The sequence below is a fragment of the Alphaproteobacteria bacterium genome (assembly GCA_037200005.1).
Lineage (GTDB): Bacteria > Pseudomonadota > Alphaproteobacteria > UBA9219 > RFNS01 > JBBCGY01.
Window position 1 is genome coordinate 36,916 of the sequence record JBBCGY010000002.1, and the last position, 15,740, is coordinate 52,655.

At 58.2% G+C, this 15,740-nt stretch carries 14 protein-coding genes and 1 tRNA gene; 10 read left to right on the forward strand and 5 right to left on the reverse strand.

Annotated elements, in window-relative coordinates; all coding sequences use genetic code 11:
- Positions 1 to 96: 96 nt before the first annotated feature.
- Together WDO70_09740 and WDO70_09745 are read right to left on the reverse strand one after the other, a co-directional pair.
- Positions 97 to 684 carry a GNAT family N-acetyltransferase gene (locus tag WDO70_09740; GenBank protein MEJ0063454.1) on the reverse strand — a complete coding sequence of 196 codons (588 nt, stop codon included), beginning with the start codon at positions 682 to 684 and terminating at the stop codon, positions 97 to 99.
- Positions 685 to 712: 28 nt separating this feature from the next.
- Positions 713 to 1,540 (reverse strand): glycosyltransferase family 2 protein, encoded by an 828-nt coding sequence (locus WDO70_09745; GenBank protein MEJ0063455.1) that lies wholly within the window; start codon positions 1,538 to 1,540, stop codon positions 713 to 715.
- A gap of 134 nt (positions 1,541 to 1,674) precedes the next feature.
- Between WDO70_09745 and WDO70_09750 the strand changes: the two genes are divergently transcribed.
- From WDO70_09750 to WDO70_09770, 5 genes are all read left to right on the forward strand, one after another.
- Positions 1,675 to 1,751: transfer RNA gene (locus WDO70_09750), tRNA-Arg, on the forward strand.
- Between the two features lie 109 nt (positions 1,752 to 1,860).
- Entirely contained in the window at positions 1,861 to 2,103 is a 243-nt protein-coding gene (locus WDO70_09755; protein MEJ0063456.1) for a GIY-YIG nuclease family protein, read from the forward strand.
- A 70-nt stretch (positions 2,104 to 2,173) separates the two neighbouring features.
- Positions 2,174 to 3,781 carry a hypothetical protein gene (locus WDO70_09760; protein ID MEJ0063457.1) on the forward strand — a complete coding sequence of 536 codons (1,608 nt, stop codon included), beginning with the start codon at positions 2,174 to 2,176 and terminating at the stop codon, positions 3,779 to 3,781.
- A gap of 27 nt (positions 3,782 to 3,808) precedes the next feature.
- Positions 3,809 to 4,351 (forward strand): hypothetical protein, encoded by a 543-nt coding sequence (locus WDO70_09765; GenBank protein MEJ0063458.1) that lies wholly within the window; start codon positions 3,809 to 3,811, stop codon positions 4,349 to 4,351.
- Positions 4,352 to 4,474: 123 nt separating this feature from the next.
- Positions 4,475 to 5,077 carry a hypothetical protein gene (locus tag WDO70_09770; protein ID MEJ0063459.1) on the forward strand — a complete coding sequence of 201 codons (603 nt, stop codon included), beginning with the start codon at positions 4,475 to 4,477 and terminating at the stop codon, positions 5,075 to 5,077.
- A 2-nt stretch (positions 5,078 to 5,079) separates the two neighbouring features.
- Here the strand turns inward: WDO70_09770 and WDO70_09775 are convergent, their stop codons facing one another.
- Positions 5,080 to 6,150, reverse strand: a complete 1,071-nt coding sequence (locus tag WDO70_09775) for an FkbM family methyltransferase (GenBank protein ID MEJ0063460.1) — start codon at positions 6,148 to 6,150, stop codon at positions 5,080 to 5,082.
- Positions 6,137 to 7,489, reverse strand: coding sequence for a histidine--tRNA ligase (gene hisS, locus WDO70_09780; GenBank protein MEJ0063461.1), 1,353 nt, complete (start codon positions 7,487 to 7,489; stop codon positions 6,137 to 6,139). Before hisS ends, WDO70_09775 begins: the two co-directional genes overlap by 14 nt.
- 172 nt (positions 7,490 to 7,661) lie before the next feature.
- On the opposite strand from hisS, the gene WDO70_09785 reads away from it, so the two are divergent.
- The 3 genes from WDO70_09785 to WDO70_09795 all read left to right on the forward strand — a co-directional run bounded on the left by WDO70_09785 (position 7,662) and on the right by WDO70_09795 (position 10,448).
- Positions 7,662 to 8,660: an ATPase, T2SS/T4P/T4SS family gene (locus WDO70_09785; GenBank protein MEJ0063462.1), complete on the forward strand. Its 999-nt coding sequence runs from the start codon at positions 7,662 to 7,664 to the stop codon at positions 8,658 to 8,660.
- 3 nt (positions 8,661 to 8,663) lie between these two features.
- Positions 8,664 to 9,701: an ATPase, T2SS/T4P/T4SS family gene (locus tag WDO70_09790; GenBank protein ID MEJ0063463.1), complete on the forward strand. Its 1,038-nt coding sequence runs from the start codon at positions 8,664 to 8,666 to the stop codon at positions 9,699 to 9,701.
- A gap of 69 nt (positions 9,702 to 9,770) precedes the next feature.
- Positions 9,771 to 10,448, forward strand: a complete 678-nt coding sequence (locus WDO70_09795) for an orotate phosphoribosyltransferase (protein ID MEJ0063464.1) — start codon at positions 9,771 to 9,773, stop codon at positions 10,446 to 10,448.
- Between the two features lie 639 nt (positions 10,449 to 11,087).
- On the opposite strand, the gene WDO70_09800 is transcribed toward WDO70_09795, so the two are convergent.
- Positions 11,088 to 14,195 (reverse strand): transglycosylase domain-containing protein, encoded by a 3,108-nt coding sequence (locus tag WDO70_09800; GenBank protein ID MEJ0063465.1) that lies wholly within the window; start codon positions 14,193 to 14,195, stop codon positions 11,088 to 11,090.
- 241 nt (positions 14,196 to 14,436) lie between these two features.
- Between WDO70_09800 and rplM the strand changes: the two genes are divergently transcribed.
- Both rplM and rpsI read left to right on the forward strand, forming a co-directional pair.
- A complete protein-coding gene (rplM, locus tag WDO70_09805; GenBank protein ID MEJ0063466.1) occupies positions 14,437 to 14,970 on the forward strand; it encodes a 50S ribosomal protein L13 in 534 nt (177 codons plus the stop codon).
- 2 nt (positions 14,971 to 14,972) lie between these two features.
- The gene (gene rpsI / locus WDO70_09810; protein ID MEJ0063467.1) at positions 14,973 to 15,545 is read left to right on the forward strand and encodes a 30S ribosomal protein S9; all 573 of its coding nucleotides are present in this window, start codon (positions 14,973 to 14,975) and stop codon (positions 15,543 to 15,545) included.
- Positions 15,546 to 15,740 lie beyond the last annotated feature (195 nt).

Genomic DNA, 15,740 nt, shown 5'->3' on the forward strand with positions numbered 1-15,740 from the left:
GCAACAATAAAAAGAGGGCAACCGCCTAGGCGCCCCCGGATGCCGGATTTATCGCGGATTCACGGCCCGAAGTCAATAAAAACAGTTTCGGTCGGGCTAAAGGGTCAATATGGCGGTGTTCGGCGACGAATTGACCATGGCCCAGCTCGGCTTGTCGGGCTGTTCTTTCCATCTTTCGCGCGGCAAGCTCAGATAACGGTCAAGGATGGTGTGATACCACGGCACCTCCTCCAAAGGTTCGAACCCGACGCCTTCCAGCAGGGCGTGCGACCGGGCATTGCTGCGCGCTACGGAAGCGGCAATCCGGGGCAATTCCCGTTGCTCGAAAGCGTAAGCGCAAATCGCATGCAGGGATTCGGCAGCGTAGCCTTTGCGGCGCTCTTTTTTAAGCAACGCATAGTGTATGACTTGCCGCTCGTTCTCCTCCGGGCCAGCCCAAGCGGCGAGGCCTATATAACCCTTGAACTGATTGGTCTCTTTGTCGGCGATAACGAAACCATCCTGCGTGATCGGCTTCGATCCATAGTCGGGTCTGATCCCGTCGGGAAAATAGCGCCGCACCGTCAGCCAGTCGGCGTTGAGCTTATAGAAGCCGCGCATGTCGCCGGGATCGGGACGCTGATGATTATACCGCCGCAAGCGCAGGCGCGGCGTTATGATTTCGCTTATCTTATCCTGGCCCATAATTCGTTTCTCAATATGGAGAATAGTTTTAACGCTTAAGCGGTTTTTGCAGAGTGGTCACCACCGCCGTCCGCATTTCTTCATGAGCGGTTCGGACAGGCGTGCGGCGGGTCAGCCATATGACCCCGAAAATGTCGTAAAACCCGCGCAGGCCGCGTTCGATAATGCCCGATTTCGATTGTCCGCGGAGCCGGGGACGGTCATTGACCAAAATATGGACGACCTCATGGCCGTAGGTCTTGAACATCGCTGGCATGAAACGATGCAGCCCGTTGAAGAACGGAACGGCCAGATAGGCGTCGCGGCGGAACGCCTTGAGGGCGCAGCCGGTGTCGGGAGAGCCGTCTTTCAGCAGGGCGCGCCGTACGCCATTGGCGAATTTGCTTGCGAGCCGTTTTTGCCACGTGTCGCAGCGATGGATGCGGACGCCGCAAACGATAATCCTGCCGTCTTTGCCGTGCGTCCAGGCGCGCTGCAAGAGGCGCGGAATGTCGGACGGGTCGTTCTGCCCATCGCCGTCGCAGGTCACGATCCATTCGGCGCGGGCGCCGTTAATGCCATGGCGGATGGCCGCGCTAATGCCCATGCGCGCGCCATGGCGCAGCAGGCGAATGCGGCCGTCGTCCTGCATCAGCGTCATGATTTCGCCACATGTCGCGTCTAGGCTGGCGTCGTCGATAAAGATGACTTCGTATGCGCCAAGGATCGCCGGATGAAAATCGAGCGCGGCCTGAATATCTTCGGCAAGCGGCAGGACATTGCCGCTTTCGTTGAATACCGGGATGATGATGCTGATTTTCGGCTGCATATGATGGCTTAAACTAACGGATATGACGGGATAGTAACCGCGCTTCATATAAAAACGCCACAAATTCCGTCAGGGGATTGTTTTATTTGGCTAAAGCTTGCAGTGCAAATTCCTTTCGGCTAAGGTGCCGCCTCTCTTGCAGCCTTGGTAATATTAACCAATATGCCTGCATGAAGAATTGCGCGCCCGTAGCTCAACTGGATAGAGCATCAGACTACGAATCTGGAGGTTAGGAGTTCGAATCTCTTCGGGCGCGCCATCCTGCTCCGCTAAAGCTACGCAGGACAAGCCCTCCGCCTTCGGAGGGCTTGTCCTGCGTAAAATAAAGCAGCAGGATGCCCTGCGAAGCTTTAGCGAAGCAGGGCTGTATGCATTACGTCTATCTTCTTCAAAGCATGGCAAACCCTGACCAAAGATATTCAGGTGTTACTATTGATTTGAAGACAAGGTTCAAGGAGCATAACAGCGGTAAATCTATTCACACCAATAAATTTAAACCATGGAAGCTTGTTGCCTATATCGCTTTTGAAGATAAGGACAAGGCGATAGCCTTCGAGAAATATGTCAAGCATGGATCGGGACATGCTTTTGCAAAAAGACATTTGTGGTAAATATCCGTACAGAGAGCAGCCCATGATGAATTTCTCGTCTTCCGGCATGAGTAGGTTTTTATCGCGTCGCATGCCATTAGCGGACTGGGCGAGCCTAGCCGTGTTCGGCGCGCTCGTTTTACTGGTCGCCGCGACATTCGGCAATTACGGCAACGGCTTCGATGCCGCTCTCGAGGATACCTACGGCAGGCAAATTATCTCCTGGTATGCCAGCCTGGGCGCCGACACCTCCGCCCTTCATTATCGCGATCTTTTTTATTATGGCGGCCTGTTCGATACGTTAGCGGCCTTGGCCACCATGGTTTCTCCCTTCGACCGTTGGGCGACTTGTCACCTAATGGGGGGAATATTCGGCCTGATAGGGCTTGCGGGAGCCTGGAAGCTGGGACGCCATCTCGGCGGGCCGCTCGCGGGGTTTTTCTCGCTGGCGGCGCTGGCGCTGATGCCAAGTTATTACGGGATGATGTTCGTCAACCCGAAGGATATTCCTTTCGCGGCCATGACCATATGGGCGGTTTACGCCTGTACCCTCCTTATGGAGAATTTGCCGAAACCGCCGATGAAGCTGATCCTGGCTTTTGGCTTGGCCGCCGGTCTGTCTCTCGCGGTTCGCGTGGGCGGGATACTGCTTTTCTTCTATCTCGGCGCGGCGCTGCTGCTTTATTGGATGACGGACAAGACCGGCCGGGCGGAATCCATGCTCGATCGCTGGCGGCAGGCCGGGATTTCAAGTCTGCGGATTGTTGTTCCCGCCGTGGCGCTGGCCTGGATCGTCATGATGGCGTTCTGGCCGTGGGCGCAGGTCGATCCGTTGCGCCATCCCTTCGAGGCTCTCCTGCATTTTTCCAATACGCACAGCAACATCAATACGCTGTTCTTCGGCCATGAAGTGGGTCTGACCTATCACCCCGCTTTATATTTGCCGGTTTATGTCGCCGCCAAGATGCCGCAGATAGTCATAGCCGCACTGGCGGCAGGGACGGCCCTTGGCGCGATGGCGCTATGGAAAAACGGCATTCGTCAATTTCCTCTGCGCCTGGCGCCGGTGACGCTGGCGGCATTTTTTCCTCTCGCCTATGCCGTGATCGCCAGGCCCGAGCTTTATGACGCAGACCGTCATTTCATATTCATTCTGCCGCCCATGGCGGTTCTTGCCGGGCTGGCGGCAAGCAGGCTCGCGGTGATGCCGCAACGGCGCTGGGCCAGCGCCGCCGTCGCCATCATGCTTATCGCCGGAGGCGGTCGGCAGATGCAGGTCTTGATCGATATGCATCCTTATGAATACGCGGCCTTCAACGACATCGTTGGCGGCGTGAAAGGCGCGGAGGGGCTGTTCGAGACGGAATACTGGGGAACTTCCATGGCCGAGGCGACGACGGATTTGAGGCGCTATATCGCCGAGCATCAGTTGAACCGGCCCGAACCCTGGCGCGTGGCCATTTGCGGCGATTACAATCAAATGGGCGATCAGCCCCATCCGGAGCTTCAGCCGACGGCGGACTGGCGGCATGTGGACTTCTTTATCGCCGCGACGCGATATGGCTGCGACGAAAAGCTGCCGGGCCGCATTATAGCCGAAGTGGGACGCGATGGCGTTCCGTTCGCCGTCGTCAAAGACGTGCGCTTTGCCAAGCATGTTGATAATCTCGGCAATGGTGATACTCTGTCCCGGCCCTAATTCTTTTCAAGCCGAGATGAGCCGACCATGCTCCCACGATTTGACATCGCCGCGGTGCCGACCGATCCGAAGGTCGTAAAATATCTTTTCCAGGCGGCGGCGCAGTTCAAATCCATCGCGGACGGCTATTGCCTTGCGCCCGACCTGTCGTTCCCTCACATATCCTTATGCCAGTTCCGCGCGGAGAGCGATGCCGTCGCGGTTATGCTGGCGAGCAAATTTTCACTGGGCGGGATATGGCTCAAGAATACCGGCCTCTATATCAATAAAGGGACGGCGGAACATGAAGGAAAATTCTGGATCGGCTACGGCGTCGCCCGCGCTCCGCAATTGATGGATCTGCAGGCCGAGATCGCCGACGATTTGCAGAACCGGCTGCCGGAAGTTTATACCAAGAGCCGGGACGGGTATTTCCCGCATATGCCGCTCGCGCGGACATCGGCCCCGCCTTCCAAGCTCGCCGCCGGTTTCTTTTCCGACACCCTGATCGGCAACATCGAATATGCCCTGTGCCTCGGCCATGCCGACGAGAACGGCCAACTTGTAAGCCTGGTCGATCCGAACGCTTGAGCTGATTAAAAGCAGGAATGGCTTTATAGCGAGCGATATTTGGTTTTTACTTTCATGAATTCATAGTAGGCTGCCCGCGCTGAAGATTTCGATTTTATTCTATTCATAATAAGGAGATCGATTATGTCCCAAAAAGAAACTCCCTATGGCTTTACGGGGGACATAAAAGTTAATGATCAAATCTCGACCGAAACGCTTCGGCAGATGGCCCAGTCGCCGGGCGTGGCTCTGAATGTCACGAATCTCTCCGATCTCTCGCGCTTGCCGCCGATCGTTAAGGCCAGCCTATTTAGCGAAGTGGAACGCTTTGTCGCGCCGTCCCTTGTCGAGGCCGCCGGCGGAATATGCATCCGCGATACGATCCAGGAATCGGATTACGCAAAACGCGTCGAAGTGCCGAATCTGAAAAGCGGATGCATTACGCTGCAACGCTATTTTTATCGTCCCAATGGTCACCCTGACAGCGGAAGCTATATTTATGCGCCGCTTTTAGAGCAAGGCGGCGTCAATACTTTTCCAAAAGATAATATCGTTGCGCCAAAGCTGGCATCCGTCACGGTCATATCTCTGCCGTGGGCCAGAAAAATAAGAAGCAATATTAAATATACTGGCCGTCCCGATTTTATGGATTCGCACTGGCACGATGTTCACGTTTCTCCCTCCAGGCCCGTCGCCTTGCAGAACCAGCAGCGTCCATTCTCGCACCTAATGTTTGCTAAGGACTAGCGCTATTCGATTGCCGCGTATAACACCGTTTCGCCCATATGGATCGTGTAGTGATCCAGATGGAACTTATAGCCCAGGCCGAGCGCGTCGATAAAAATAGGCACTTCGTAAAAATGCCGGACGTCGTGATAGACCGAGATCGCCAATTTGGGGCGGAAAGTCCGCAGAGTTTGCGCGGCTCCATGCAAAGCGCGCATTTCCGATCCTTCGATATCCATCTTGATGAAATCGACGCGCGGGATTTCGCCTTGCGCCACCAGATGATCGACGGTGGATGTCGCGAAAGTCTGGTTGCCTTCCTCCAGCGTAAATCCGGGGTCGTAGGCGTCCGCTTGCGGTAGTTTCCGCTCCGGCGTGAACACGGCATCCGACAGGCCGCGCTCGATGATTTTGAAATGGGACAGCCCGGCATTCTGCTCCGCGTTCAGGCGGCAGAACTTGACATGGGCTTCGAGCATTTCGAGCATATAGACCCAGCCGTCGCGTCCGACAGCCTGGCCGAAAGCCAGCGAGGTGTCGCCGAAGCCCGCGCCTGCATCGATCACATGGTCGCCGTGTTCGGGCCGGATGCGGACGCCGTTTTTTTCGTAGAAATATTGCCGGTACTGGAACGGCCATAACGGCGCGCCGTAGCCGTCTATTTTGATGGCGTCGCCCTCGAAAACGAATTCCATATGAGAAATCTGCCAGCCAAGCACGCTTGGGATGGCGAGCGCCGAAGGCGAGGAGGGCATCGCATGTCCGATTTTCCGGATTGCCCAATGTTCCGGCGTGTTGGTGGGAAGCCGCACATGCTTATGCCCGGCGAGGCGGTAGCGCAGCAGATCGATGAACAGGCGCTTCGAATCCTCGTCGCCGAGAAGCGACCACGCGCGGTAATAGGACTCCGTCTCGCGGATAAGGGATTTCAGCGTGGCGAAATGAACCGGCAGATAATCATCCTGGGAACGGTCGACCCCGCCATAATTGAAGCGCTCGGCGTCGTAATTATCGGCGACGGCGGTTTGCAGGTCGCCATAAAAACGGGTCAGGATGTGATCTAGAAAGGCATCCGGGCTATCAAGGGGCGGCATTCAGGATTTCCTTCGCCCGCGCGGCGATATCGCCGATTGCCACCTCGCGCTGCTCCTTGGTTTGCAGGTTTTTAAGCTGGACAACCCGTTTCGCGCGCTCGTCCTCGCCCATAAGGACGGCGAGGGGGATTCCGGCGCGGTCGGCATAGCGCATCTGCTTGTCGAGCTTGGCCGGTTCGAGATAGACCTCGGTATTGAGTCCCGCTTCGCGCAGCTTCGCGGCGAGCGCCAGATAATCATGGCGCAGCGCGGGATCGAGTTGCAGGATCAATATCTGCACGGTGCTCGCTGCATCCTTGGCCCATCCGATGGAACGCAGCAAATCGAAAAGCCGGGTCGCGCCGATGGATATGCCGACGCCGGGCAGCTTGGATTTGGTGTAGAGGCTCGCCAGATCGTCATAGCGCCCGCCGGAGCAGACGCTGCCGAATTCCGGATGCGCGTCGATGACGGTTTCGTAAACCGTGCCGGTGTAATAATCCAGGCCGCGCGCGATGGCGAGGTTAAGCCGCGCCCTGCCTTCCGGCACGCCGAGCGCGGCAAGTGCCGCAACCGTGCTTTCCGCTTCTTCCACGCCGGCCTTGAAAACCGGATGATCGATTGTTTCCGCCTTGAGCAGCGCGATGATCGCGGCATTATTTGTCGCGCCGCCGATCAGGCGCAAGACTTTCTCCGCGTCTTCGGCTTTCATGCCGAGCGCGCCGAGATTTTCCCGTACTTTCGCGACGCCGATTTTGTCCAGCTTGTCGATCTCGCGCAGGCATAGCTTCTGCTTGTCGTCATCGTAGCCCAGCGCCGCGAACAGCCCGAGCAGGATTTTCCGGTTGCTGAAATTGATGGTGAAATCGCCGACGTTTAATTCGGTGAAAATCTGCGCGATGATCGCCGGAATTTCCGCGTCATAGGCGGGGTCGAGCTTATCCTTGCCGATCACGTCGATATCGCATTGGTAGAATTCGCGGAACCGGCCTTTTTGCGCTCGCTCGCCGCGATACACGCGCTGTATCTGATAGCGGCGGAAGGGAAAGACCAGATCGCGCTCATGCTCGGCGACATAGCGGGCGAGGGGCACGGTCAGGTCGAAGCGCAGCGCCATATCCGGCGCGTGGCCTTGCTCGATCGAGCCGGTGGACTGGACGAAATAGACCTGCTTTTCGGTCTCGCCGCCGGATTTGGTCAGCAGCACGTCGCGCTGCTCGAAGACCGGAGTTTCGACGGGCAGGAATCCGAAACGCTCATAGCCCTTGCGGATAATATCCAGCATACGCTGAAAGGCGATTTGCTCGCGCGGCAGCAGTTCCATGGTGCCGGCGGGCGTGCGGGGCGTGACGAGAGACATAGGTTCAATCCGGGATGAGCGAGCGGATTTTACCTTACCTTAATCGGCGCTATTCGCAAGGGATCATGCCGGGGTCGGGTGCCTGCCGGACGTTATTCATTAACAGCAAATTAGGGAAATTCCGCCATCATGCTGGGTGAGTCCCTTCATACCTCATTAACCGGGTTTCTTCATGTCCATCCTGACGCTCAGCGACCTGAATTTTACTGACCTTTATCTGCGCCTGGATCAGAAGGACAAAGCCAAGTACTTGCCGCGCGAAAAAGGCAGGCATCGCCATAATCGGGACGTTCCGGACGCCTTTGAGCCGGTGATCGAGCGCGTGATGCTGAAGGTCAATGAGATTCTGCAGCATGCGGACGGCGCGATGGAGTTCGACGGCATTCGTCTGCGTATTTCCCGCCAGCATATGGCGGACGGACAAACCTGGGCCTGTTTGCGCCGGATCAATACCGAGATACCGGATATCGAAAAGCTCGGCATCGCGCCGCATATTCTCAACCATATTCGCGGCCTCGGGCTGCGCGACGGTCTGATCCTGATTTCCGGCGCGACGGGGCAAGGCAAGACCACGACGGCGGCGGCGCTTCTGGCGGATTTCCTGCGCCGCAACGGCGGCACGGCGGTGACGATCGAAGACCCGGTCGAGTTCATGATGAAAGGCCGCCACGGCGAGGGCGGTTATTGTTTCCAGGTGGAAGTGGAGCAAGACGAGGATTGGGCGATTTGCCTCAAGCGCGCTCTGCGCTGGGCGCCGCGTTATATCTTTGTCGGCGAAATCCGCACCCCGAAAGCCGCCGAGCAATTGCTGCGCGCCGCGACGACCGGTCATATGGTCATCACCACGGTTCACGCCGGAGCGCCCGAAGAGGCGCTGATGGGCCTCACCCATCTCGCTGAACAGGCGATGGGGCCGGGCGTGGAAAACATTCTGGCCGCCGGTCTTACCGCGCTGATCTATCAGAACATGGCCGAAACCGGGCCTTACATGCGGTATCTTTATACGGAAGAAAATTCGCCGGGCGATCCGATTCGCGCCCTGATCCGCGACAAGAAAATCGGCATGATCACGACCTATGTCGAAAAGATCGCCGCCAAGCTTACCCATGCTCACGCGGCGGGCGTAACGTCGGTGCAGCCATCGTCCCTGGCCGGGAAAAGACGGATATAGGTTATGAATGTCATCCCGCCGAAGCCTCCTCTGTCGCCGGATATGATGATGCCGATGGGCGCGGGTCCCGCGCGGCTATACGACTTGCCGATGATGGATATCTATGTGCGGATCGATAGGACGGGCGAGGCCCGCTATCGTTCTCCGGCACGCGACATGTCGAATACCTGGTCGCGTCCGTTGCCAGACGATTATATGCCGGACGCGATGCGGATGGCGGAAAAAATCCGCAGCGAGCTGGATAACCCGGATTCATCCTTCGAGTATGACGGGATGCGGTTCCGCCTGTCCTATCAGAAACTGGCGTCGGGCGCGGAATGGATCATCCTGCGCAAAATCAATCCGAATGTCGCCACGCTGGTCAGCCTTGGCTATCCGCCGCATATCGCCACGATGCTGACGGGGCTTGGCCGCCGCGATGGGCTGATCATGATCTCGGGAGCGACCGGCCACGGCAAAACCACGACCAGCTTCGCGCTGCTTCGGGAATATCTGATCCGCTTCGGCGGCGTCGGCATCACGGTTGAAGACCCGGTCGAATACGCGCTGGACGGTCCGGTCGGCGAGCACGGCTATTGCTATCAGGTACAGGTGGACAACAACGAAGATTGGGCGACGCCGCTGAAGCGCGCGCTGCGCTGGACGCCGCGCTATATCCTGGTCGGCGAGGTGCGTTCTCCAAAAGCGGCGGAGCAGATTCTGCGCGCCGCGACGACGGGGCATTTGGTCATCACCACGATTCACGCCGGTTCCATCGAAGAAAGCTTCATGGGCCTGATGCATCTGGCGTCGCAAACGATGGAGCAGGGGGCCAATTTCATGCTGGCGCAAGGGCTGACGGCGGCCTGCCACCAAACCCTGAACGTCAACGGCCCCTATCTGCGCTATATCGTCACCGAAGAAGGCAATAGCGGCGATCCGGTGCGGGCGCTGATCCGCGACAATCGCGTCGGCATGATCAATACCTATATCGACAAGCAAATCGCCCGCATGAACATGATCGCGGGAGCCAATTCGATCCCGCCAGGCGCGAAGAAGTAATCTTTCATTCCTGCTTTTCCATGCCGCCCAAATAAGCTATTGTCGGCTCATCTTATTGGGGAGCCATTCATGAAACCGCACCAACTCACCGCCACCGCCGAGCGCACCGCGAAAATCCTGTTTGAGATCAAGGCGGTGAATTTCAACGCCGAGAAGCCGTTCATCCTGACGTCCGGCAGCGCCAGCCCGGTCTATATCGATTGCCGCAAGCTGATATCGTTCCCGCGCGCGCGCCGCGCGATCATCGCCATGCTGGCCGAGACGGTCATGAATAGCGCGGGCCATGAAGCCTTCGACGCGATCGCGGGCGGGGAGACGGCGGGCATTTCCTATGCCGCATGGATGTCGGACGCGTTCGATTTGCCGATGCTCTATGTCCGCAAGCAGCCCAAGGGTTTCGGGCGCATGGCGCAGATCGAGGGCGATCTGCGCGAGGGGCAGCGCGTGCTGCTCGTCGAGGATTTGCAGAGCCAGGGCACCAGCAAGATCAAGTTCGTCGAGGCGCTGCGCCAGGCGGGAGCGGTGGTCGAGCATATCGCCGTGGTATTTCACTACGACATTTTCGCGGCCAGCGACGACACGATGCAGAAGCTCGGCGTGAAGCTGCACGCGCTCTGCACATGGCGGGACGCGCTCGCGGTCGCGAGGGCTAATAATTATTTTGACGCGGGGACGCTGGACGAGGTCGAGAAGTTCCTGAACGCGCCGGAGGCGTGGTCGAAGGCTCATGGCGGGAAGGCGGCTTAATTCGCGCGCGGCTCCGGCTCGCCGGGGGCGGGGCATCTTCGTCATAAACGAAAATAACGGAGGCGTCGTCTAAAACGGCGGCGGGCTTCGCGTCTTCGAGAAACGCCGCGCAGCCATGGCGTTTGGCGATATTCTGCGCCGCCCTGCGATTATCTGTTAGGTAATCGTGCCGCGCGACGTTATCAAGCGCTTTCGCCAGAATTGGGGCAGTGTTCTTGTCGGCACTCATGCATGCAACGGCGGCTATCAGCGGAGCGTAATTCTCCCGTCCCTGGCGGGCCGTTTCCGCGGCTAAAGTTTGCGCGATACCCGGCGCGGCCAGGGCCGCCGTGGCGGGATAGGTGTCGATAACATCCGCCAGTTCTAAAAAGGCTTGATGGCTGGCCAAGCTCCGGGTTTGGCCAATGCGCAACAGCCCTTCGGCGAGTTTCCGGCCGCGCACAGGATCGCGACGGGGGTTATTCTTTTCTTCTTTCAAGGATTGAGACAGACAACCCATGATAGCTTGGGTCTTGGCCTCGTCCTTCAATCCGGGGTTCTTTTTGCGCAAAACCGTCTCGGTGAGCTTCAGTAATTTAACGGAGTCACACGGATAGCTTACCCTGTGTGCTTCATGCAAAAAATCCGAATAGACTTTCATCAGGGCTGCAGCGTGGACGGCTGCTGCTGCGGCAACGATGAAGGCGGCAGCGGGGCTTGAGGCTGCGGCGCCAGCAAAGGAGGCGCGCCGCCCGGAGGCGTATATCCCGGTATGGCGTTAACCGGCGCCGCGCCAACCAGCACCGGCTGAGGAATATATTCAGGCGGCAGGCCGGTCGGCACGGGCGCGCGCGCTTTCGGCTCGGTGCCGGGCAGGAAGGATTCGGTGATGGGCAAGAGCGCCTTCTTCGGCTTGCCGTCTTTGCCTTTTATGGCCTTACCCTCTTCGTTGAGCAATTCCACGCCTTCCTTGGGAAGATTTTCCTGTCCCGCCCATGGCAGCAAGCCGGTCGCGGGATCGATGGTCATTTTGACGATGCCATCCTTGGGAGGCGTTTGCGCGCCCCAGGACGGCAGGCCGGTCGCAGGATCGATCGGCACTTGAACTTCCGGAGGAGGCTGGAATAGAGTCACGGAACGATTGTTTTGCAGGCCATTCGCCAAGGATATCCAGGCGGGCAGGGCGGCGGTGGCCCCCGTTTCCTTGCCGAGCGACGAGCCGTCATCCATGCCTACCCAAACCACGCCGACAAAGCCGTGATTTTGGGGGTCTTTGGGATCGCCTGCTTTCATGCCCGCGAACCACGCATCTTTCGTGCCCTTGGTATTCACGTTTGCATCGTCCACGATATTGCTGGTGCCGGTTTTGCCCGCGATGGAACGGGCGGGGAAAACTTTTCCCGCCGCTTTAGCCGTGCCGTGATCGACCACGGAGGTCAGCATATCGGTGATCAGATATGCGGTATTCGCCTGCATGACGCGCTGCGGCGCGGGGCGTTCGGGAAGAGCTATTTCCGTTTTATCGGGATTCCTCATCTTCGTGAGGAGATGCGAGGGTTCAGCTACGCCGCCGTTAAAGATGGTCGTGAACATATTCGCCATGATAAGGGCGTTAACATCGACCGCGCCTTGAGCAAGAGACAGGCCGAGGTCCATCTTGACGCCTTCCGGAATGCCCAATTGATGCGCCCAGGTTACGAATCTCTGCGGCGTGACTTTGGCCATGAGGTCGGTGGCGACGGGATTGAGGCTTTGCGCCAAGGCTTCGCGAAGAAGAACCGGCTCGCGGAAATTCTTGTCTTCGATCACGCTCATCTTAAGGCCGCGCATGGAGATGATCCCTCCAGGCGCGAATTTATTCTTGATTGCCTCGGGGTCGCAGACCGTGCCGGGAGTCGCTAGTCCCAATTCCAATGCTTGGGCATAGAGAGCAGGCTTGAGGGTCGATCCGGCCTGGCGCATGGCTTGCGTCGCGCGGTCGAAGCCGCCGTTGCTGCCGTCATAGCCGCCCACCAATGCGAGAATCTCCTTGGTCGCCGGATCGATGACGACCATGGCGGATTCCGCTCCCATGGCGGGGGAGAGCTGCACGCGGCCCGGCTCATTGGTTCCGGGCTGCAAAGCCAGGACTTTATCGGGGTTGCCGACAAGGCTGACGCGCATATGCGCGCCGACTTCGGCGAACTGGCTGGCCGGGACATCGTCGGGATTATAGCGCTTCAGCTGGGCCATGGTCATATAGCCGCGCAGCTTGCCGACCCGAAACTCCACGGTCTTGGCAACGTCGTCCGCGGCCGTCACAACGCCGATGACGCCGTGATTGAAATCGCTCTTCGTCGGCATGCCCTCGAACGGAGGCTCGGCGTTATACGGCGAAGCGGAAGCGACAACGGCGTGCTTGCCCTTTTTGCCGCTCTGCGCGACTACGGATCCCGGGTTCCGGTATGGTGTCGGAACGTCCTTGCGAACCTGAAGGTTCATGCGCTTATCCAGCGCTTCCAGATTTTCGCGCACGGCCGTGCGCGCCAGCGCCTGGACACGCGGGTCGATGGTGGTTTCCACCTCGTAGCCGCCCGTCGCCTTGTATGAGGAGCCCGCGACCTGGGTCAACCGTTCGCGCACGATCCCCACGACTTCGGAGACCGGGCCGCTTGTGGCTTCCGATGGCGTCGTGATGACGATGGGCTCACTTTTTATGGACTCGGCCATCTTCTTGGCCTGGGCGGGCTCCTTGTCCAGGAAGCCTTTCTCCGCCATCTGGTCGATGATCTCATGCTGGCGCTTGATAGCGGCATTGAAATGAGCTTCGTCCTTGATCGGATTATATTTTTCCGGCGAGTTCGGTATTCCCGCCAGAAAGGCGGCTTGCGCGATCGTCAGTTCCTTGGCGTCTTTGTCGAAATAATATTTCGAAGCTTCCTGGATGCCGTAACGACCGTTAGCGTAATAATTCTCGTTGAAATAGTTTTCGAGAATCCAGTTCTTGATTGCAATTTTTTGCTGCTCTGGCGGCAGATTCTCCGCGCCCGGAGGAACTTGCTGCTCGAGTTTGATCGCGAGTTGGATTTCTTTTATTTTGCGCGTGTAGGTTTTTTCGGTATCGCCCAGAATGTTTTTGACCACCTGTTGGGTGATGGTCGATGCGCCTTGCTTCTTGTGCCCCGATACAAGGTTTTTGAAGCCAGCCCGGACTATGCCGGTATAGCTTATGCCTTCATGCTCATAGAAGCTGGCGTCTTCGGCGGCGAGCGTGGCGAGTTTGACATGGGCGGGTAGGTCGTCGAGCTTAATATTCGTGCGCCGCTCGGTATAGATTTCCGCAAGCTGGCTGCCGTCACGCGCGAGAATTTTCGTCGTTTGGGGCGCCTTATGCTCGGTCAGTTTGTGAATGTCGGGCAGTTCGCTGTTGATTTTATTCAAGGCGACTAAAGCAGGTCCGCCCACTGCGCCGCTTGCGACGGCAGTCGCGGTCAGGCCGATCGCGGCGACCTTAAAAAATCGTCTTATCTTGCTTCTCTTTTTTGGCGGCTCAGCGGCAGGCGCATTGACCGCGGGCTGCGCGCGCGCACGGCTTTGGCCTGCGGGCGCTGGAGCGGGCTGTTGCCGAAGCTGTTGCGGCTGAATCTGTGGCAGCGGTTGAGCAGCCTGTTGCTGCTGCCATGCCTGCAACGGAACATAGGGGATTTGAGCCACGCCGCCCAAGCCAGCGGGACGGCGATTGGGCGAACGGTTGGAGCCTCGCGGCGGAAATCGATTATTGTTGTCCATTGTAATGCGTCTATGCGTTGTTATCGAAGCCTTGGATAATTATATAACCGGAATCGGATGAAAGTAATAACGCCACCTTCGCAGGCTACCAAAGATTGGTAAACATGCTCTTTATAGAGGCTTATAGAGGCGAGGGGCGAAGCTTTTGAGGTAATATAATACCCCACAAATAAACGCCTGATATTCCTTGACATAGCGAGCCGTCTGCCGATACAAAGGCGCACGTTAATGGAGTATGAACATGGCAACCAAGGCAAACAAACCCGCGCCCGCGATAACCGCGGCCAAGAAAGTCGCGGTCAAGAGAACCCCCACCAAGACTTTTGCGCTCCGGCATCAGGACGTTAAAAAGCATTGGGTATTATTCGACGCCGAAGGCGTCATCCTGGGCCGTCTGGCCTCGGCGATCGCGATGACGCTGCGCGGCAAGACCAAGGCGATTTATACGCCGTCGGTCGATTGCGGCGACAATGTCATCGTCATCAATGCCGAGAAGGTCAAAATGACCGGCAAGAAGGCGACCGACAAGGTTTACTATTATCACACCGGCTTCGTCGGCGGGATCAAAGAGCGCACGCGCGACAAGATGCTGGCGGGCAAGTTCCCCGAGCGGGTCATCGAGCTTGCGGTGCAGCGCATGATGCCGCGCGGCCCGCTGGCGCGGCGGCAGCTTACCAACCTGCGCGTCTATAAGGGCGCTGAGCACCCTCATGCGGCGCAGGCTCCGACCGTGATTGATTTCGCGTCCCGCAACCCCAAGAATAAAAGAGGCTAAGCATGGCTTCTCCCACTGACGACACCCCCAAGCCCGCCCGCGCGCCTCGCGCGCCGCGTGCGAAGGCCGCGCCGCTTGCCGAGCTGAAGACGATCGGCAAGGCAGCCGCGAAGCCGGAAGCGCCCGTGGCGGCGGTTGTTGCGCCGCCCGCGCCGCAGCATGATCCCAACGAACCGAAACTGGACAAATTCGGCCGCGCCTACGCGACCGGCAAGCGCAAGAACGCCGTCGCCCGCGTATGGATCAAGCCGGGCAATGGCAAGATCGTCGTGAACGGCCGCAGCATCGAGACTTATTTCGCGCGTCCGGTTCTGCAGATGGTGGTACGCCAGCCTTTCGCTATCGCGGATCGCAGCACGCAATTCGATGTCGACGTCAATGTCGTCGGCGGCGGGCTTTCGGGCCAGGCCGGCGCCGTCAAGCACGGCATCTCCAAGGCGCTGACTTATTTCGAGCCCGCGCTGCGCCCGGTTCTGAAAAAGGCCAAATTCCTCACCCGCGACAGCCGCGTGGTCGAACGCAAGAAATACGGCAAGCCCAAAGCGCGCAAGAGCTTCCAGTTCAGCAAGCGGTAAGCTTCTTATCCTGTTGTTATGTAAAGGGCGTTCCGGTTGGAGCGCCCTTTTTCGTTATGGGTTCAGCATGGAATATTGTTACCTTGGCGCCTTAGCATTGCCCTGTCGCCGCCACATATCGGCCATGAACCGGAACTAAGAATCTAATTCGGGAAACGGAAGCATCCGCGCAATCCCGCAACCACTGACGGAGGA